Here is a 14,810-nt window from a genome sequence, read left to right on the forward strand (position 1 = left end):
TGAAACGCTGATGAAACTTGCGCCGTCCAAACCTCGTCGCCGCGCATGATGCGTGAGCGCCGATCCCTCATGTCGCGTCTCCGCGTCCGCTGAGCCGGCGCAGCAATCGTGCCGCACGCGCGCGCAGAAGGCCGAGGAGAAGCGAGATTCCGTTCAGGTCCGCCGCCGGAGACGGTGCGGATGTCGTATCGCCGGACAGGCGCCGGTCGAGATTGCCGGCGAACTCGGCCACCAGCCGTGCGGCCAGGTCTCGCACGAGGCCGCTGCGTCCGACCTGCGCCAGCATGCCGGTGAGGCTGTAGCCGATGGCGAGTTCGACGCGTGTGGCCGTGCCGTTGTTCTCGGGCACAAGCCGATAGCGAATTTCACCTTGTGTCATGGAGCGGCTGCGCTGGTCGTTGCCGATACCGATAATGCGGCCGCTGCGATTGGCTTCGTCGCGCTCGACGCGCGCGGCGCCGTTGAAGTTTGCCGAGATCGGGCCGATCTTCACCCTGATCGCGCCTTCGACGCGTTCCGGGCGCGGCGTGCCGGTGAGCGCTGCGCCGGGCAGGCAAGAGGCGACGGCCGCGATATCGTCGAACAGGGCGAACACCTTTGCGGGCGGATGCGCGACGGTGAAATTCTGGTCCATCACGGTGGATGGCGTGAAGTCAGGAATGGCGAGCGGCGCAATGGCGACAGTATCGGTTACGATCGCGGCCGCCGGGGCGAGCTTCTGCGACACGGTGCAGGCGCTGTGGCCGGATCCCGCCGGGCCAAGCGCGGTCCGCCCGGCATTTGGCTCCGATACGATATCGCGCGCACGGCGCGCCTCGATCACCGCCTTCACCGCGCGCACGATGCCCACATAGCCGGTGCAGCGGCACAGATTGCCGCTCATACCGATGCGGATGGCTTTGTCGTCCGCGTCGGGCAGGCGCAGCACAAGATCGCGGGCAGAGACCAGCATGCCCGGCGTACAGTAGCCGCATTGCAGGGCGTGTTCGCGGGTGAAGGCGGCGCGCAGCTCGGTGGCGATCTCGTCGTCGTCGAGGCCTTCGATGGTGGTGACGGCGGCGCCGTCGCAGGCGGTTGCGAAAGTGATGCAGGACCGGGTCGGCACGCCATCGACCAAGATGGTGCAGGCGCCACAGACGCCGTGCTCGCAGCCGAGATGCGTGCCGGTGAGATCCAGCGTGTCGCGCATCATGTCGGCGAGGCTGGTGCGCGGCTCGATGGCGCGCTGCACGCTGCGCTTGTTGACGGTGAGTTCGATGGTGTTCATGCGGCCTCCGCGACGGCTTTGCGGAGCACGGCGACATGGATGTGCCGGTCGGCGGCGTCGGCCATGCCGGCATCGGCGAGCAGCCGGTCGGCAACGCGCGCATCGAAGCGCGATGCGAATGAGGAATCGATTGTGCCGCCGAACAATTCGCTGGCGTCGTCCACGACAATGGGGGCCGCTTCCACGGCACCGATGACGACGCGTGCCTTGCCGGCATCCGGATCGATCAGCACTGCGCCGATCGCGTGGGCGAATTCGCCGGTTTTGCGGCAGCTCTTGACATAGCCCCAGCGCGCGGTCCCCGACATGACTGGCACATGCACGGCTTCCAGCATCTCGCCGGATGCAATCACGCTTTCGAGCGCGCCGAGGATGAAATCCTTCATGGCCACGCGACGTGTGCCGGTGACGCTGCGCAGCGACAGCGATGCGCCGAGCGCGGTGAGCGACGACACCCAGTCGGCCGAGGGATCGGCATGGCTGAGCGAGCCGCCGATGGTGCCGCGATTGCGGACGGCGCGATAGGCGATGTTCGCCGCCACGCGCTGCATGACGCCGCGGGTGACATCCGGCACGCGACCATCCTCGATATCCGCATGGGTGACGCAGGCGCCAAGCGTGAGTTCGCTGCCGCTGACATCCGCGCGCTTGAGGTCGGGGATGGCGGTAATATCGAGGATCGTGTCGGGTGCAACAAGACGCAGATTGAGCATTGGGCCGAGCGACTGGCCCCCGGCGATGATCTTCACCATGCCATCCGCGCCCGTCATGACGGACAAGGCCGAGGCGATGTCGCGCGGGCGTTCATAGCTGAAAGGTGCCGGTTTCATGCCGCCGGCCTTTCCGCTTCGCGCGCGGCAAGCAGGGCTTCGACGATCCGCTTCGGGGTAATCGGCGAATGCAGCATCTCGGCGCCGAGGCCGCGCAGCGCATCATTGACGGCATTGCCGATAGCGGCCGGCGGCGCGATGGCACCGCCTTCGCCAATTCCCTTGACGCCGAACTTGGTATAGGGCGACGGCGTTTCCATATGGTCGAGCCAGGGCTCGGGCACTTCGGTGGGGCCGGGCAGGAGATAGTCCGCAAGCGTTGTGTTGAGCGGCTGGCCGGCGCGGTCGAACGGCATCTCCTCATACAGTGCTGTGCCGATGCCCTGCGCGAGGCCGCCATAGATCTGGCCGTCGACGATCATCGGGTTGACCAGCACGCCGCCGTCCTCGACGATGACGTAGTCGAGGATTTCCACATCGCCGAGATCGGGATCGATGGCGACGGTCACCGCGTGGGCGGCATAGCTGAATGTGCCGGTGTCGCGTTTCGGCTTGTAGCCGGATGTCGCTTCCAGTCCGGCAGGATCGACATCGCCGGGCAGATCCTGCGGGCGACGATACCAGGTGTGGGCAATTTCCTTCAGCGTGACGCTGCCATTCGGTCCACGGATCTCGCCATCCACCAGCACGACGCTGGCCTCGTCCACCTGCAGCAGCTTGGCGCCGATCTTCTTGGCGCGTTCGGCGAGCTCGTGGCAGGCGGTCGCCACAGCGCCGCCAGCCATCACCATGGAGCGCGAACCCCAGGTGCCGGTGGAGTAGGGCGTCATCGCGGTATCGCCGTGAATGAGGCGGATCTTGCTGACGTCGATGCCGAGCAATTCGTTCGCGACCTGGGCCATGGTGGTTTCCATGCCCTGGCCATGCGAATGCACGCCGACGCGGAGTTCAAGACCGCCATCGGGCGTCATGCGCGCGGTGGCCTGTTCGTGGCCGGGCACCATGGGAATGCCCCAGCCGGAGTAGACCGAGGTGCCATGCGCGGCCTGCTCGCAATAGATGGACAGGCCGACGCCGATCAGGCGGCCATCGTCCTCGCCCTTGCGCTGGCGGGCGCGGATGCTGTCGATATCGATCTGCTTCAGCGCGCGGCGCATCGCTTCGGGATAGTCGCCGCTGTCGAAGTGCTTTTTGGTGATGTTGTCGAACGGCATCTGCTCCGGGCCGGGCAGGTTGCGTAGGCGGACGTCGCCGGGTTCGAGGCCGGCTTCCACAGCGACGAGATCGAGCATCAGTTCAAGCGCAAAGCAGACACCGGTGCGGGCGACGCCGCGATAGGGCAGGATCGGGCATTTGTTCGTCGCCACCGAAAAGGTGCGGCAGCGATAGGCCGGCATCTTGTAGGGGCCGGGCAGGATGCTGACGACTTGCGCAGCTTCGAGGCAGGCCGAGAACGGATAGGACGAGTAGGCGCCGGAATCGACCAGCGCTTCGCAATCGATGCCGCGCAGCGTGCCGTCGCGATCGGCATAGACGGTGATCTTGTAAAAATGTTCGCGGCAGTTTGCGGCAGCGGTCAGGTGCTCGCGGCGATCCTCGATCCAGCGCACCGGAAATCCGCGCTTCATGGTCAGCCAGGACAGGCAGACTTCTTCCGGCAGCAGGATGCCCTTGTGGCCGAAGCCGCCGCCGACATCGGGCGAGACAATCCGGATCTGTCCTTGATCCATCTCAAGGCAGTCGGACAAACCATTGCGCACGATGTGCGGCATCTGGCTGCCCGAATAAAGCGTGAGCTGATCAAGACGATGATCGTAACTGGCGACGACACCCCGACCTTCCAGCGGCGACATGCATTGCCGCGCGGTCGAGATTTCGCGTGTCACTTTGATCGGCGCATCGAGCGCGGCATCGATATTGGTCTCGAAGAAGCTTTCGAGAAAGACATTGTCGCCCCAGTGTTCATGGACGAGCGGCGCACCAGGCTCCAGCGCCTTGCGCATGTCATAGACGGCGGGCAGCTCTTCGAGATCGAGCGTGACGGCGGCCGCAATGTCCTCCGCCTCAGCACGCGTTGGCGCCACGCACATGGCGATGAGTTCGCCGACCTGGCGCACTTTGCCGGTGGCGAGGATCGGCTGGTCGGACACCTTGAAGCCGACAAGCGAGGTCACCGCACGGATCGGCTTGATGCCGACGAGATCCTCGGCAGTGAAGACGACATCGCGATAGCGTTCGGGAACATGGATGCCCCTGATGCGCGCGTGCGCCAGCGGGCTGCGCACGAAGGCGACGTCCTGCAGGCCGGCTAGCCGGATATCGCCGACGAACTGGCCGCGGCCGCGCATCAGGCGATCGTCCTCCTTGCGCGGCACGCGCGCACCGACGCCCTGCCGTGAGGCAGGGCTGGCTGGCGCGATGTCTCGCTCGTTACGCATCGATGAACTCCCGACGTCTTCAGATGAGACTTGCAAGCCTCAGGCCGCGACGGCCGCAGGCAGGATCGGGGCAACGGCGTCGTAGCGGACGCCGCTGCGCAGGCAGAAGGCCGGCTGCAGCAGGCCGTCGGACACGGTTCGGGTGTCCTCGTTGTCGCGCAGGATGAACTTGCCGGGCACCTGCGAGATCACCGAGACATCGGCATCCATGCCGACCTTCATCGAGCCGATCTTGTCGGACAGGCCGACCATCTTGGCGGGGTTTGATGTCACCATGGGCACGACCTGTTCCAGCGTCAGGCCGAGCGCGATCATCGAGCTCATCGCCTGCACCAGGCTGAATTTGGCCTGGCCCTTGAACGGATGGTTCTCGTCATCCTCGTGCTCGTCCGGCGTTCCGGCGGGGACGGGGACATCGGTGTTGTAGCCGTGGATGTCGGCGCCGAGCGTGTTCGGCACGATGCCGGCGGCAATCGCCTTCTTGGCGAGGCGATAGGAGAAGTGGCTTCCGTGGCCGACATCGATCTTGAGGCCGCGATCGATCGCCGCCTGGATCACCGGATGCACTTCGCCTTCGCGATTGACGAAGCCGCCGGGATGCCGCGTGAAGGGATGTGCGAGGACATCGCCTTCCTTCAGCAGCGGAATGACGCGCTCGAGGATTGTGTCGACGTCCTCGCCATTGTTGCCGGATTCCGGCAGGCCCCAGAGCTGGCCGAAATGTACATAGACCGGCAGTTCGGTGCGCTTGCCGATTTCCGCTGCCATCTCCATCACGCGGATGCCCCAGCGCGCAAAGCCGCCGATTTCCGCATGGGCCTTGATGCCGCGCACGAGATCGCGATTGGCGAGTGCCGATTTCACGGTCGCATCGATATCGACGCCATCGGGGCTGTAGAGATTGGGATAGAAGTGGCCTTCGAGGCCGCCGACGAGATAGGCCGAGAGAAACGCGTAGACGCGCGATTTCGCTGGCTCGGCGATGAAATGACGGAAGGCCGGCAGCGTCATGCATGACGGGCCGCCCTGATCGATCAGCGTCGTGACGCCCGACTGCACGCCGACCATGTCGGGATTCATGCCGAAGCGACCGGAGACATATTGAAAGACATGACCGTGCGTATCGATCAGGCCAGGCAGCACCAGCTTGCCCGTGACGTCGATCACCTCGCGTGCGCTGGTCGGCAGAATGTCCGACTGCACCGCGGCGATCTTGCCGTTGCGGATGGCGACATCCTTCATGCCGTCGATCCCGGCCGCGGGATCGATCACGCGGCCGCCGCGCAGCAGGATGTCGTATGAGGCAGTAACGGACATGATTGGTCTCCCAAATTCTTTGCGCTTACGTGCTCTCCGTCCGGCTTTTCACGCACCGGGAAAATACGAAGCATGCTTCGTATTTGACTAAAGCAAGGTGCGTGCCATGATTGACCGAAGGCAATTCACCGGCGTGAGTCGGGAGCAGGAGAGGCGTGTTGTCGAAGACGAATAAGCCGCGTGGTGTTGCTGCGCACAAACCCTGGCCGCTGGAGCAGCGGCCCGGTTACCTGATCCGCCGGTTGCACCAGATCCATGTCGCGCTTTTCCAGGAGGCGTGCGCAGGCTTCGACATGACACCGCTACAATACAGTTTGCTATCGGCACTCGCCGTGCGTGGAACGGCGGACCAAACCAGCTTAGCTGCTGATATTGCTCTGGATCGTACAACGACGACCGGCGCGCTGAAGCGGCTGGAAGCGCGCAAACTGGTCGAGCGGCCGGTGAGCGACGACGATCGCCGCGCGCGGATCTGCAAGCTCACGCCGGCTGGTGCCTCGATGCTGGGCAAGATTGAAAGTGCTGCGCGCGATGCCCATCGCAACACGCTGGATCCGCTCGGCAAGGCGGAGCAGGTGGCATTCATCGCCATGATGCAGCGCATTGTCGCGGCGCATGCCGGCGCCCCGGATGCCGTTCTGGCGGCGGACGGAGCCTGATCGACCTTAGAATGACTAAAAAGTCGCCGGGGATGTCGCGAATTCAGGCAATGGCCTGACGGCCCGATCGCAGCGTCGGTCATTCGTATCTGGAAGGTCGAAGCTCGCTCACCTGCGCCAAGGCGCCGCGTGTTGCGATTGAACCGCGTCGGCCCGCGCACCGACCGATCTGATGTGAACACGCATCATCAGCCGTCTCCCGAGCAACGGGACATCTGCAAACCTTATAAATTTACCTCTCTGGGCTTGAAAGCACCGAATTGGTGCTTTAATGGTCATTCCATGTCACCCCGATATAGCTCAGCTCTGTCGATGACCTTGAGCCCGTCCCAAGAGGACCGGGTGAAGCTGTTCGCCACCCTGGCGGCCTATCGTCAGGCGCTGCGGCTGCTCGATCAAACCCGGGGTGCCAATCTCGTGTCGCTGCATGAAGCGGCCTATGAGACCATTCGGGACACGACAGGTCTTCCGGCGCGACTGGTCACGCTCGCGCTACGCGATCACGGACGTCACAAGGGCGAGGACAATGTCAGCGCCATCCCGCTCGATGCCAAGCTGTTCGCGATCAAGGGGCCGGACAGCGTCAGCATCTCCACAGTGCTGGGGCGTGTCATCCTCCCCTACACAATGAACGGCTATCACCTCGGCTGGAACGATTTCGCCGAGGCCCGTCTCGTCTTTCACACAGATCACATCGAACTCTGCGCCGGCATCCAGGCTGGCGTGCATCCACACAAGGAGGGATCAATGTCGAATGAAGGAATCCTCGCGCGTCTCGGGCGTGTGATTGCGGGCGTCGTCAACAATGCTGTCGATACGGCAGAGGCGTCCAATCCGATCGCGGTAGCGCAGCAGGCGCTGCGCGAGATCGACAAGATTTCCGACGAAGCGCGCGCGGCGCTGAGCGTGGCCGTGGCTGCGGGTCATCGGCTGAAAGCCAAGGCGGATGATCTCGATGCCGAGATCCGCGATCTCGATGACAAGATCAAGGTCGGCCTCACAAACGGCCGCGAGGATCTCGCCCGCGCAGCCACGGGTGTGCAGATCGATCTCGAAGCGCAGCGCGAGGCGCTTGCCAAGGCGATCGCGGAAAATGCCGGCGAGATCGCCGAGGCCCAGGCGGCTTTGCGCTCCATCGCATCGGCACGCGATGATGCGAAGAAGCGGCTGGATGATGCGCAGCGCGCGCAGAAGGTCGTGCATGGATCCGACGCGACGCCGTCGGAGCGCAACGATCGCAGGCTCGCCGATGCGTTGAGCGCGGTGGAGCGCGTCACGGGCGTGCCGGTCAAACCGCTGTCCGGGGCCGCCGAGGTGGAAGAGCTCGGGCAGATCCAGCGGCAGAATGCGATCGAAGCTCGGTTAAAGGCGTTTCGCGAAGGCGAGCGCTGATGCCTGCGATCGTTCAGCCTGGCACGGAGCCGTTCTGGCTGGCGCTCATGGTGGTCGCCGGGCTCGGTGTGGTCGAAGTCCTGTCGCTGCTGCTCGGCGCATCGATCTCCGGCCTGCTCGATGACGGCTTTGGCTTTCACAGCCCCGGCCATGCAGATGCCAGCGTGCTTGGCGGCTGGATGTCCTGGCTGAATGCGGGCGGCGTGCCAGTGCTGGTGCTGGTGGTCGTGTTCTTTTCCGCTTTCGCGGCGATCGGCTTCGCTCTGCAGTCGGTCGCGTCGAACATCGTGATGCCATTGCCGCTTCCGCTTGCCGTGCCGGCATCGGTGGCATTGGCGCTGCCCGTGACGCGGTGGGCGAGCCGTGGTCTGGCGCGGATCATCCCGCGGGATGAAAGCAATGCCGTCAGCCAGTCCGACTTCATCGGCCTTCTCGGCACCGTCGCGTTAGGACCGCTCGATCAAGGTTTTCCCGGCACTGTCCGGGTTCGGGATCGCTACGGCAATATCCATGTTCTGCGTGCCACGGCCGCTCCCGGCCATGTCATCGAAACAGGGGCTCTGGTCGTCATCGCAGATGGCAGTGACGGCCTCTTTCAGGCAATTCCGGCGCCGCCCGAACTGGCGCCCCATCACGGAGGCTAGACGCCATGGATTTCTTTTCGCTCGGCCTGACCGCAGGCACCATTATCATCGGGCTTGTCGTCATCAGCGTCATCATGATGTCGCTCTATACCCGCGCCACGCGGGACAAGGCCTATGTGCGCACCGGTCTTGGCGGCAAGAAGGTCGTGCTCGATGGCGGCTCGGTGATCCTGCCGATCTTCCACTCCTATTCCTGGGTGTCGCTCTCGACCCTACGTCTCGAAGTGAAGCGCGCCGAAAATGAATCGATGATCACCAAGGACCGCATGCGTGCGGACATCACCGCGGAATTCTACGTGCGCGTGAAGCCGGATGCGGAGAATATCGCGCTGGCAGCGCAAACCCTCGGCGACCGCACCAATGACGCGGATGCGCTGAAGACCCTGGTGGAAGCGAAGTTCGTCGATGGCCTGCGCTCGGTCGCTGCCACCATGTCGCTGCGCGACCTGCAGGAGCAGCGTGCGGAATTCGTCAAGTCGGTGCAGGCGGCCGTCGCGCATGACCTGCAGTCGAACGGTCTCGAACTGGAATCGGTGTCGCTGACCCGGCTCGACCAGACCGATATCAAGCACTTCAATCCCAATAACAGCTTTGACGCGGAAGGCCTCACGGCGCTCACCAAGATCACCGAAGAGCGCAAGCGCGAGCGAAACCAGATCGTCCGCGACAACGAAGTCGAGATCGCCACCAAGGATCGTGAAGCCAGCCTGCGCCGCCTGACCATCGAGCGCGAGCAGCGCGATGCCGAGCTGTCGCAGGAACGCGACATCGCCAACAAGACCGCGGAAACGCGCGCCGAAGCCGCGCGGGCCGAACAGGCTGCGCGTCTCAGCGAGGAAACCTCGCGCCTCGATGCGGAACGCGGCATCGCCGAGCGCGATGCCCAGACGCGCCAGGCCCGTGAAAGCGCGCGCATCGAAGCCGAGCGCGGCATTGCCGAACGCGAGGCGGAGGCGCGCAAGGTGACGGAAACTGCTCGTATCGATGCGGCGATTGCGGTCGCGCAGAAGACCGAGGAAGAGCAGGCCGCACGCGCCCGTGCCGACGAAGCCAAGGCGGCTGCGACGACCGCGGAAGAGCAGGTCGTCACGGCACGCGAAGTTGAGATCGCCGAACGTGCGAAGCGCATCGCTGTCCTGGACGCGCGCAAGACCGCTGAGCGCGAAGCGACGGCAATCACAGTGAAAGCCGAAGCCGAAAAGGAAGCGGCTGCCAATCTGGCCGCCTCCGTCAAGATCCAGGCCGAAGCCGAAGCCGCCGCAGCCAAGATCCGTGCGCAGGGCGTGATCGAACTCGGCGAGGCCGAAGCGCGTGCCGAGCGGGCCAAGAACGAAGCGCGCAATGCACTGTCGCCAGCGATCATCGAGTTCGAACTGTCGCGTGCCCGCATCGATATCATCCCGGAAGCGCTCGAACAGGCCATGAAGCCGATCGAGAAGATTTCGGACATCCGCATCTTCAATGCAGGTGGCTTCGGCGGGCTTGGTGGCACGAATGGACATCGCAGTGACGGCAATGCCGTGTCGGATCTGTCGAGCCAGCTGCTGAACTTCACCGCGCAGAAGCCGATTCTCGACGAGATCCTGTCGCAGGCAGGTTTCAAGGGCGCTGATCCGACACAGGCATTGCTGGCGGCGTCGGTCGGCAATCTGAAAGGGGAGCCGGCAAAGGTTACGACACAGCCCGTCGCCGCTCATGTCCCGAAAAATGATCACCCTGTGAAAGGCGACGGGCTGGCGGGCTGATCCGCGCACCGCAAACGTCCTCACATCTCAAACGACAATCGGCCTGGAGCGGGAAGCTCCAGGCCGATTGCTTATTTAAACGGTGGTTCCGGTTCTGATCAGAACTGGTTCATCGTGTTATGCGCGCCGCCGGCCTTCAGAGCCGCTTCACCCGCAAAATATTCCTTGTGGTCGTCGCCGATGTCGGAGCCGGCCATGTTCTGATGCTTCACGCAGGCGATGCCCTGACGGATCTCCTCGCGCTGAACGTTCTTCACATAGCCCAGCATGCCCTGCTCGCCGAAATAGGCCTTGGCGAGCGTGTCGGTGGACAGCGCAGCGGTGTGATAGGTCGGCAGCGTGATCAGGTGGTGGAAGATGCCGGCGCGCTTGGCCGAGTCCGCCTGGAAAGTGCGGATCAGCTCGTCGGCCTGCTTCGCCAGCTCGGTCCCGTCATATTCTTCCTTCATCAGCTCGGCGCGGTTGTACTTGCTGACATCCTTGCCGGCGGCCTTCATCTCGTCGAACACCTGCCAACGGAAGTTCAGCGTCCAGTTGAACGACGGCGAGTTGTTGTAGGCGAGCTTCGCATTCGGCACGACTTCGCGGATACGATCGACCATCACTGCGATCTGCTCGATATTCGGCTTTTCGGTTTCGATCCAGAGCAGGTCGGAACCGTTCTGCAGCGAAGTGATGCAGTCGAGCACGACGCGGTCCTGACCGGTGCCTTCGCGGAACTGATACAGATTGCTCGGCAGGCGCTTCGGACGCATCAGTTTGCCGTTGCGGGTAATGACGACATCGCCATTGCCGATCTTGGACGCATCGACTTCCTCGCAATCCAGGAAGCTGTTGTACTGGTCGCCGAGATCGCCCGGCTTGTGGCTGACGGCGATCTGCTGGGTCAGGCCTGCGCCGAGCGAGTCGGTGCGGGTGACGACGACGCCGTCTTCGACACCGAGTTCGAGGAAGGCGTGACGGCACGCGCGGATCTTCGCCAGGAAGACCTCATGCGGCACGGTGACCTTGCCGTCCTGATGGCCGCACTGCTTTTCGTCCGAGACCTGGTTCTCGATCTGCAGCGCGCAGGCGCCGGCTTCGATCATCTTCTTGGCGAGCAGATAGGTCGCTTCCGCATTGCCGAAGCCGGCATCGATATCGGCGATGACGGGAACGACATGGGTCTGGAAGTTGTCGATCGAGGCGATCAGCTCTTCTTCCTTGACCTTGTCACCGGCCTTGCGGGCGGCATCGAGCGCGCGGAACGTGTTGCTCAGCTCGCGGGAATCCGCCTGACGCAGGAAGGTGTAGAGTTCTTCGATCAGCGCCGGCACCGAGGTCTTCTCATGCATCGACTGATCCGGCAGCGGGCCGAATTCCGAACGCAGGGCGGCGATCATCCAGCCCGAGAGATAGAGATAGGTGCGGTCGGTGGTGCCAAAGTGCTTCTTGACGGAGATCAGCTTCTGCTGCGCGATGAAGCCGTGCCAGCAGCCGAGCGACTGGGTGTACTTGGTGGCATCATTGTCGTAGCGCGCCATGTCGGCGCGCATCTGCGCAGCGGTGAAGCGCGCAATGTCGAGGCCGGTCTTGAAACGGTTCTGCAGGCGCATGCGGGCGATGGCCTCGGCACCCACGCCGTTCCAGGTCGGCTTGGTCTTGAGCAGCGCAGCCGCGGCTTCGACTTCGCTCGCATAGGAGCCGGTGCGGGTGAACTGATCGATATCGCGCGGTTGGAAATTCATGGGTCCGATCCCTTCGTGTTCGACTGTGTGTCTAACGCCTGTTCTAAGCGCGGGATCGGCAGGAGCTAGACGGAACGCAGATAACTTGTCATACTTTACAAGATGGTCGTGTAATGTTGTAAAGTATAACAAGTGGTATCAAGGTAGCGAGATGGCGCCCTCTGGTGGTCGTTCTGTTTTCATCGGTCCGCGCCTGCGGCGGCTGCGGCGCGATCTCGGCCTCACGCAGGCTGATATGGCCGCAGATCTGGAGATTTCGGCGCCCTATGTCGCTCTGCTGGAGCGCAACCAGCGGCCAATGACGGCCGACATGCTGCTCCGCCTGGCGCGTACTTATACGATCGATCTCGCCGACCTCGCGGGCGACGGCGGCGCCGACTCGACCGCGCGGCTGCAGTCGATCCTGAAGGAGCCGATGTTTTCGGACATCGATATTCCTCAGCTCGAAATCAGCGATCTCGCGGTCTCCTATCCCGGCATGGCGGAGGCATTCCTGCGCCTCTACACGGCGTATCGCGAGGAGCAGCTTGCACTTGCCGAGCGCCGCGGGCCTGCGCCTGCTGGCGTGGCATCGGAGGAGGGCGGTGGTTACGACGCCAATGATCCTGTCGCGGAAGTCCGCCGTTTCCTTGCGGCCCGCAAAAATAATTTCGCTGCGATCGATGATGCTGCCGAGCGGCTTGCGCAGGCGACGTCCGGTGCGAGCGGTTTCATCGAGCGCCTGAAGACGCGGCACAAACTGCAGGTGCGCTACATGCCGCCGGACGTCATGCTCGGCTCCGTGCGCCGTCTCGATCTGCATCGCAGGCAGTTGCTGCTGGAAGACTCGCTGGACACTGCGAGTCTGAACTTCCAGCTTGCGCAGCAGCTCGCTTATTTGGAGCTGGGGAGCGAAATCACCACGGCACTGGAAGACAGCCAGTTCACCAGCAAGAGTGCCGAGCTGCTCGCGCGCCGCGCGCTGGCAAGCTATGCCGCAGGCGCGATCGTGATGCCCTATGCGGCCTTCGCGCGCGCTGCCGAAACGCGCCGCTACGATCTGGAAGCGCTGGCGCGCCAGTTCGGCGTGAGTTTCGAGCAATGCGCGCATCGCATCACCACCCTGCAGCGGCCGGGTTCGGAGAAAGTCCCGTTCTTTCTCATCCGCGTCGATCCCGCCGGCAATATCTCGAAACTGCTCGATGGCGCCGGCTTCCCGTTCGCAAAGCATGGCGGCGCCTGTCCGCTCTGGTCCGTGCACAATGTGTTCCGCACGCCGCGCGAACTCGTCACGCAGTGGCTGGAATTGCCCGATGGCCAGCGCTTCTTCTCCATCGCGCGCACGGTGACGGCGGGCGGCGGCTCGTTCGGCGCCCAGCGCATCGAGCGCGCCATCGCGGTCGGATGCGCGGCCGAACATGCGGGCCAGTTGATATATACCCGCGATGGCGCAGGACCGCGGGCGGATGCGCCGACGCCGGTGGGGGTGGCGTGCCGCGTGTGCCATCGCCCACGTTGTACAGCACGCTCGGCACTTCCTATCGGTCGTGAACTCTTGCCCGACGATTTCAGAACGCTCAGCGTGCCGTTCGGATTTTCAGCCGAATGACGCTGCTTTGCGCTTGGCGCTGTGGGGTGATTGAGGCAGCATCGCGCCGCCTCAATCGCAAACGTCAGTGAGACCCTCATGAGCCCGCGCACCCGCCTCGATGAACTGCATGCCGAAATGACCGAATGGCGTCGTGATTTTCACGCGCATCCGGAGATCGGTTTCGAGGAGGAGCGCACCAGCGAGATCGTCGCCAAGCGTCTCGCGGAATGGGGCATTGAAGTGCATCGCGGCTTTGGCGGCACCGGCCTTGTCGGGGTGATCCGCGGCAAGCATGGCGCCGCCGGCAGCAACCGCGCCATCGGCCTGCGCGCCGATATGGACGCATTGCCGATGGACGAGGGCAACGACTTTGCCCATCGCTCGCAGAATCCCGGTCGCATGCACGCCTGCGGCCATGACGGCCACACCACCATGCTGCTCGGCGCCGCCAAATATCTCGCGGAGACGCGCAATTTTGCCGGCACCGTGCATCTGATTTTCCAGCCTGCCGAAGAAGGTCTCGCCGGCGCCAAGGCGATGATGGATGACGGGCTGTTCGAACGCTTCCCCTGCGATTCCATCTACGGCATTCACAACAGCCCGGACCTGCCGCTCGGCACCGTGCGGGCGCTGACGGGCACCGCGCTGGCGGCGATCGATTATTTCACCATCACGCTGCGCGGCCGCTCGTCCCATGGCGCGCATCCACAGCAGGGCATCGACACGGTGGCAATGGCGGCGCAGGTGATCAACGCACTCAACGCGATCCCGTCGCGCCAGATCGATGCGCTGGAATCGGCGATCATCTCCATCGGCCAGATCCATGGCGGCACCTCGAATATCGTGTTGCCGGAAACGGTGGAGCTGCGCGGCTCCGTGCGCACGCTGAAGCCCGAAGTGCGCGACCGCGTCGAAGAACTGTTCAAGCGTGCGGTGAAGCTGACCTGCGAAGCGCAAGGCGGCAGCGCCGAGATCGACTACAAGCGCGCCTATCCGCCGACCATCAACACGGCCGACGAAGCAGCGCGCGCGGCGCAGGCCGCTGCAGCCGTGCCGGGGGTCACCGAGGTGCAGCGCGAGGGCAATCCGGTTCTGGCCGGCGAGGATTTTGCGTTCATGCTGGAGAAGAACCGCGGCGCCTATATCTTCTTCGGCCAGCGCGGCGCGGACAAAGGCGGGGTGCCCGTGCACAATCCCGGCTATGACTTCAACGATGATCTGCTGCCGATCGGCGCCAGCTATTTTGCGGCGCTTGTCGAGCAGGAGCTCGCATAAACGCGA

General features: G+C 63.9%; 11 protein-coding genes. 6 read left to right on the top strand and 5 right to left on the bottom strand.

Features of this window, described 5'->3' with window-relative positions; genetic code table 11:
• Positions 1-67: 67 nt before the first annotated feature.
• From AC1RQ5_RS29595 to AC1RQ5_RS29610, 4 genes are read right to left on the bottom strand one after another with little or no spacing between them, the layout of a single operon-like run.
• Positions 68-1,267, bottom strand: a complete 1,200-nt coding sequence (locus tag AC1RQ5_RS29595) for a xanthine dehydrogenase family Fe-S subunit (RefSeq protein WP_493204325.1) — start codon at positions 1,265-1,267, stop codon at positions 68-70.
• Positions 1,264-2,097: an FAD binding domain-containing protein gene (locus tag AC1RQ5_RS29600; RefSeq protein ID WP_493204327.1), complete on the bottom strand. Its 834-nt coding sequence runs from the start codon at positions 2,095-2,097 to the stop codon at positions 1,264-1,266. The genes AC1RQ5_RS29595 and AC1RQ5_RS29600 overlap by 4 nt, the downstream gene beginning before the upstream one ends.
• Positions 2,094-4,475, bottom strand: coding sequence for a xanthine dehydrogenase family protein molybdopterin-binding subunit (locus tag AC1RQ5_RS29605; RefSeq protein WP_493204329.1), 2,382 nt, complete (start codon positions 4,473-4,475; stop codon positions 2,094-2,096). The genes AC1RQ5_RS29600 and AC1RQ5_RS29605 overlap by 4 nt, the downstream gene beginning before the upstream one ends.
• Before the next feature lie 39 nt (positions 4,476-4,514).
• Positions 4,515-5,792 carry an amidohydrolase/deacetylase family metallohydrolase gene (locus AC1RQ5_RS29610; protein ID WP_493204331.1) on the bottom strand — a complete coding sequence of 426 codons (1,278 nt, stop codon included), beginning with the start codon at positions 5,790-5,792 and terminating at the stop codon, positions 4,515-4,517.
• A gap of 158 nt (positions 5,793-5,950) precedes the next feature.
• On the opposite strand from AC1RQ5_RS29610, the gene AC1RQ5_RS29615 reads away from it, so the two are divergent.
• The 4 genes from AC1RQ5_RS29615 to AC1RQ5_RS29630 all read left to right on the top strand — a co-directional run bounded on the left by AC1RQ5_RS29615 (position 5,951) and on the right by AC1RQ5_RS29630 (position 10,232).
• A complete protein-coding gene (locus AC1RQ5_RS29615; protein ID WP_398477764.1) occupies positions 5,951-6,451 on the top strand; it encodes a MarR family winged helix-turn-helix transcriptional regulator in 501 nt (166 codons plus the stop codon).
• Positions 6,452-6,793: 342 nt separating this feature from the next.
• Entirely contained in the window at positions 6,794-7,843 is a 1,050-nt protein-coding gene (locus AC1RQ5_RS29620; RefSeq protein ID WP_493204332.1) for a PspA/IM30 family protein, read from the top strand.
• On the top strand, positions 7,843-8,487 hold the full coding sequence (locus AC1RQ5_RS29625; RefSeq protein WP_493204334.1) for an OB-fold-containig protein: 645 nt from the start codon (positions 7,843-7,845) through the stop codon (positions 8,485-8,487). The genes AC1RQ5_RS29620 and AC1RQ5_RS29625 overlap by 1 nt, the downstream gene beginning before the upstream one ends.
• A gap of 5 nt (positions 8,488-8,492) precedes the next feature.
• A complete protein-coding gene (locus AC1RQ5_RS29630) occupies positions 8,493-10,232 on the top strand; it encodes a flotillin family protein (protein ID WP_493204336.1) in 1,740 nt (579 codons plus the stop codon).
• A gap of 98 nt (positions 10,233-10,330) precedes the next feature.
• Here AC1RQ5_RS29630 and AC1RQ5_RS29635 read toward each other — a convergent pair whose 3' ends face one another.
• A complete protein-coding gene (locus tag AC1RQ5_RS29635; protein WP_493204338.1) occupies positions 10,331-11,959 on the bottom strand; it encodes an isocitrate lyase in 1,629 nt (542 codons plus the stop codon).
• 151 nt (positions 11,960-12,110) lie between these two features.
• Between AC1RQ5_RS29635 and AC1RQ5_RS29640 the strand changes: the two genes are divergently transcribed.
• Positions 12,111-13,547 (top strand): helix-turn-helix domain-containing protein, encoded by a 1,437-nt coding sequence (locus tag AC1RQ5_RS29640; protein ID WP_493204339.1) that lies wholly within the window; start codon positions 12,111-12,113, stop codon positions 13,545-13,547.
• A 78-nt stretch (positions 13,548-13,625) separates the two neighbouring features.
• Positions 13,626-14,804, top strand: a complete 1,179-nt coding sequence (locus AC1RQ5_RS29645) for a M20 aminoacylase family protein (protein ID WP_493204341.1) — start codon at positions 13,626-13,628, stop codon at positions 14,802-14,804.
• The last annotated feature ends 6 nt before the right edge of the window (positions 14,805-14,810 follow it).

The organism is Tardiphaga sp. GW821-FHT12E02, from assembly GCF_058807155.1.

Coding starts and splice junctions, on each gene's coding strand:
- AC1RQ5_RS29595 (WP_493204325.1), bottom strand. CDS start 1,267: ATGAACACCATCGAACTCACCGTCAACAAGCGCAGCGTGCAGCGCGCC.
- AC1RQ5_RS29600 (WP_493204327.1), bottom strand. CDS start 2,097: ATGAAACCGGCACCTTTCAGCTATGAACGCCCGCGCGACATCGCCTCG.
- AC1RQ5_RS29605 (WP_493204329.1), bottom strand. CDS start 4,475: ATGCGTAACGAGCGAGACATCGCGCCAGCCAGCCCTGCCTCACGGCAG.
- AC1RQ5_RS29610 (WP_493204331.1), bottom strand. CDS start 5,792: ATGTCCGTTACTGCCTCATACGACATCCTGCTGCGCGGCGGCCGCGTG.
- AC1RQ5_RS29625 (WP_493204334.1), top strand. CDS start 7,843: ATGCCTGCGATCGTTCAGCCTGGCACGGAGCCGTTCTGGCTGGCGCTC.
- AC1RQ5_RS29630 (WP_493204336.1), top strand. CDS start 8,493: ATGGATTTCTTTTCGCTCGGCCTGACCGCAGGCACCATTATCATCGGG.
- AC1RQ5_RS29635 (WP_493204338.1), bottom strand. CDS start 11,959: ATGAATTTCCAACCGCGCGATATCGATCAGTTCACCCGCACCGGCTCC.
- AC1RQ5_RS29640 (WP_493204339.1), top strand. CDS start 12,111: ATGGCGCCCTCTGGTGGTCGTTCTGTTTTCATCGGTCCGCGCCTGCGG.
- AC1RQ5_RS29645 (WP_493204341.1), top strand. CDS start 13,626: ATGAGCCCGCGCACCCGCCTCGATGAACTGCATGCCGAAATGACCGAA.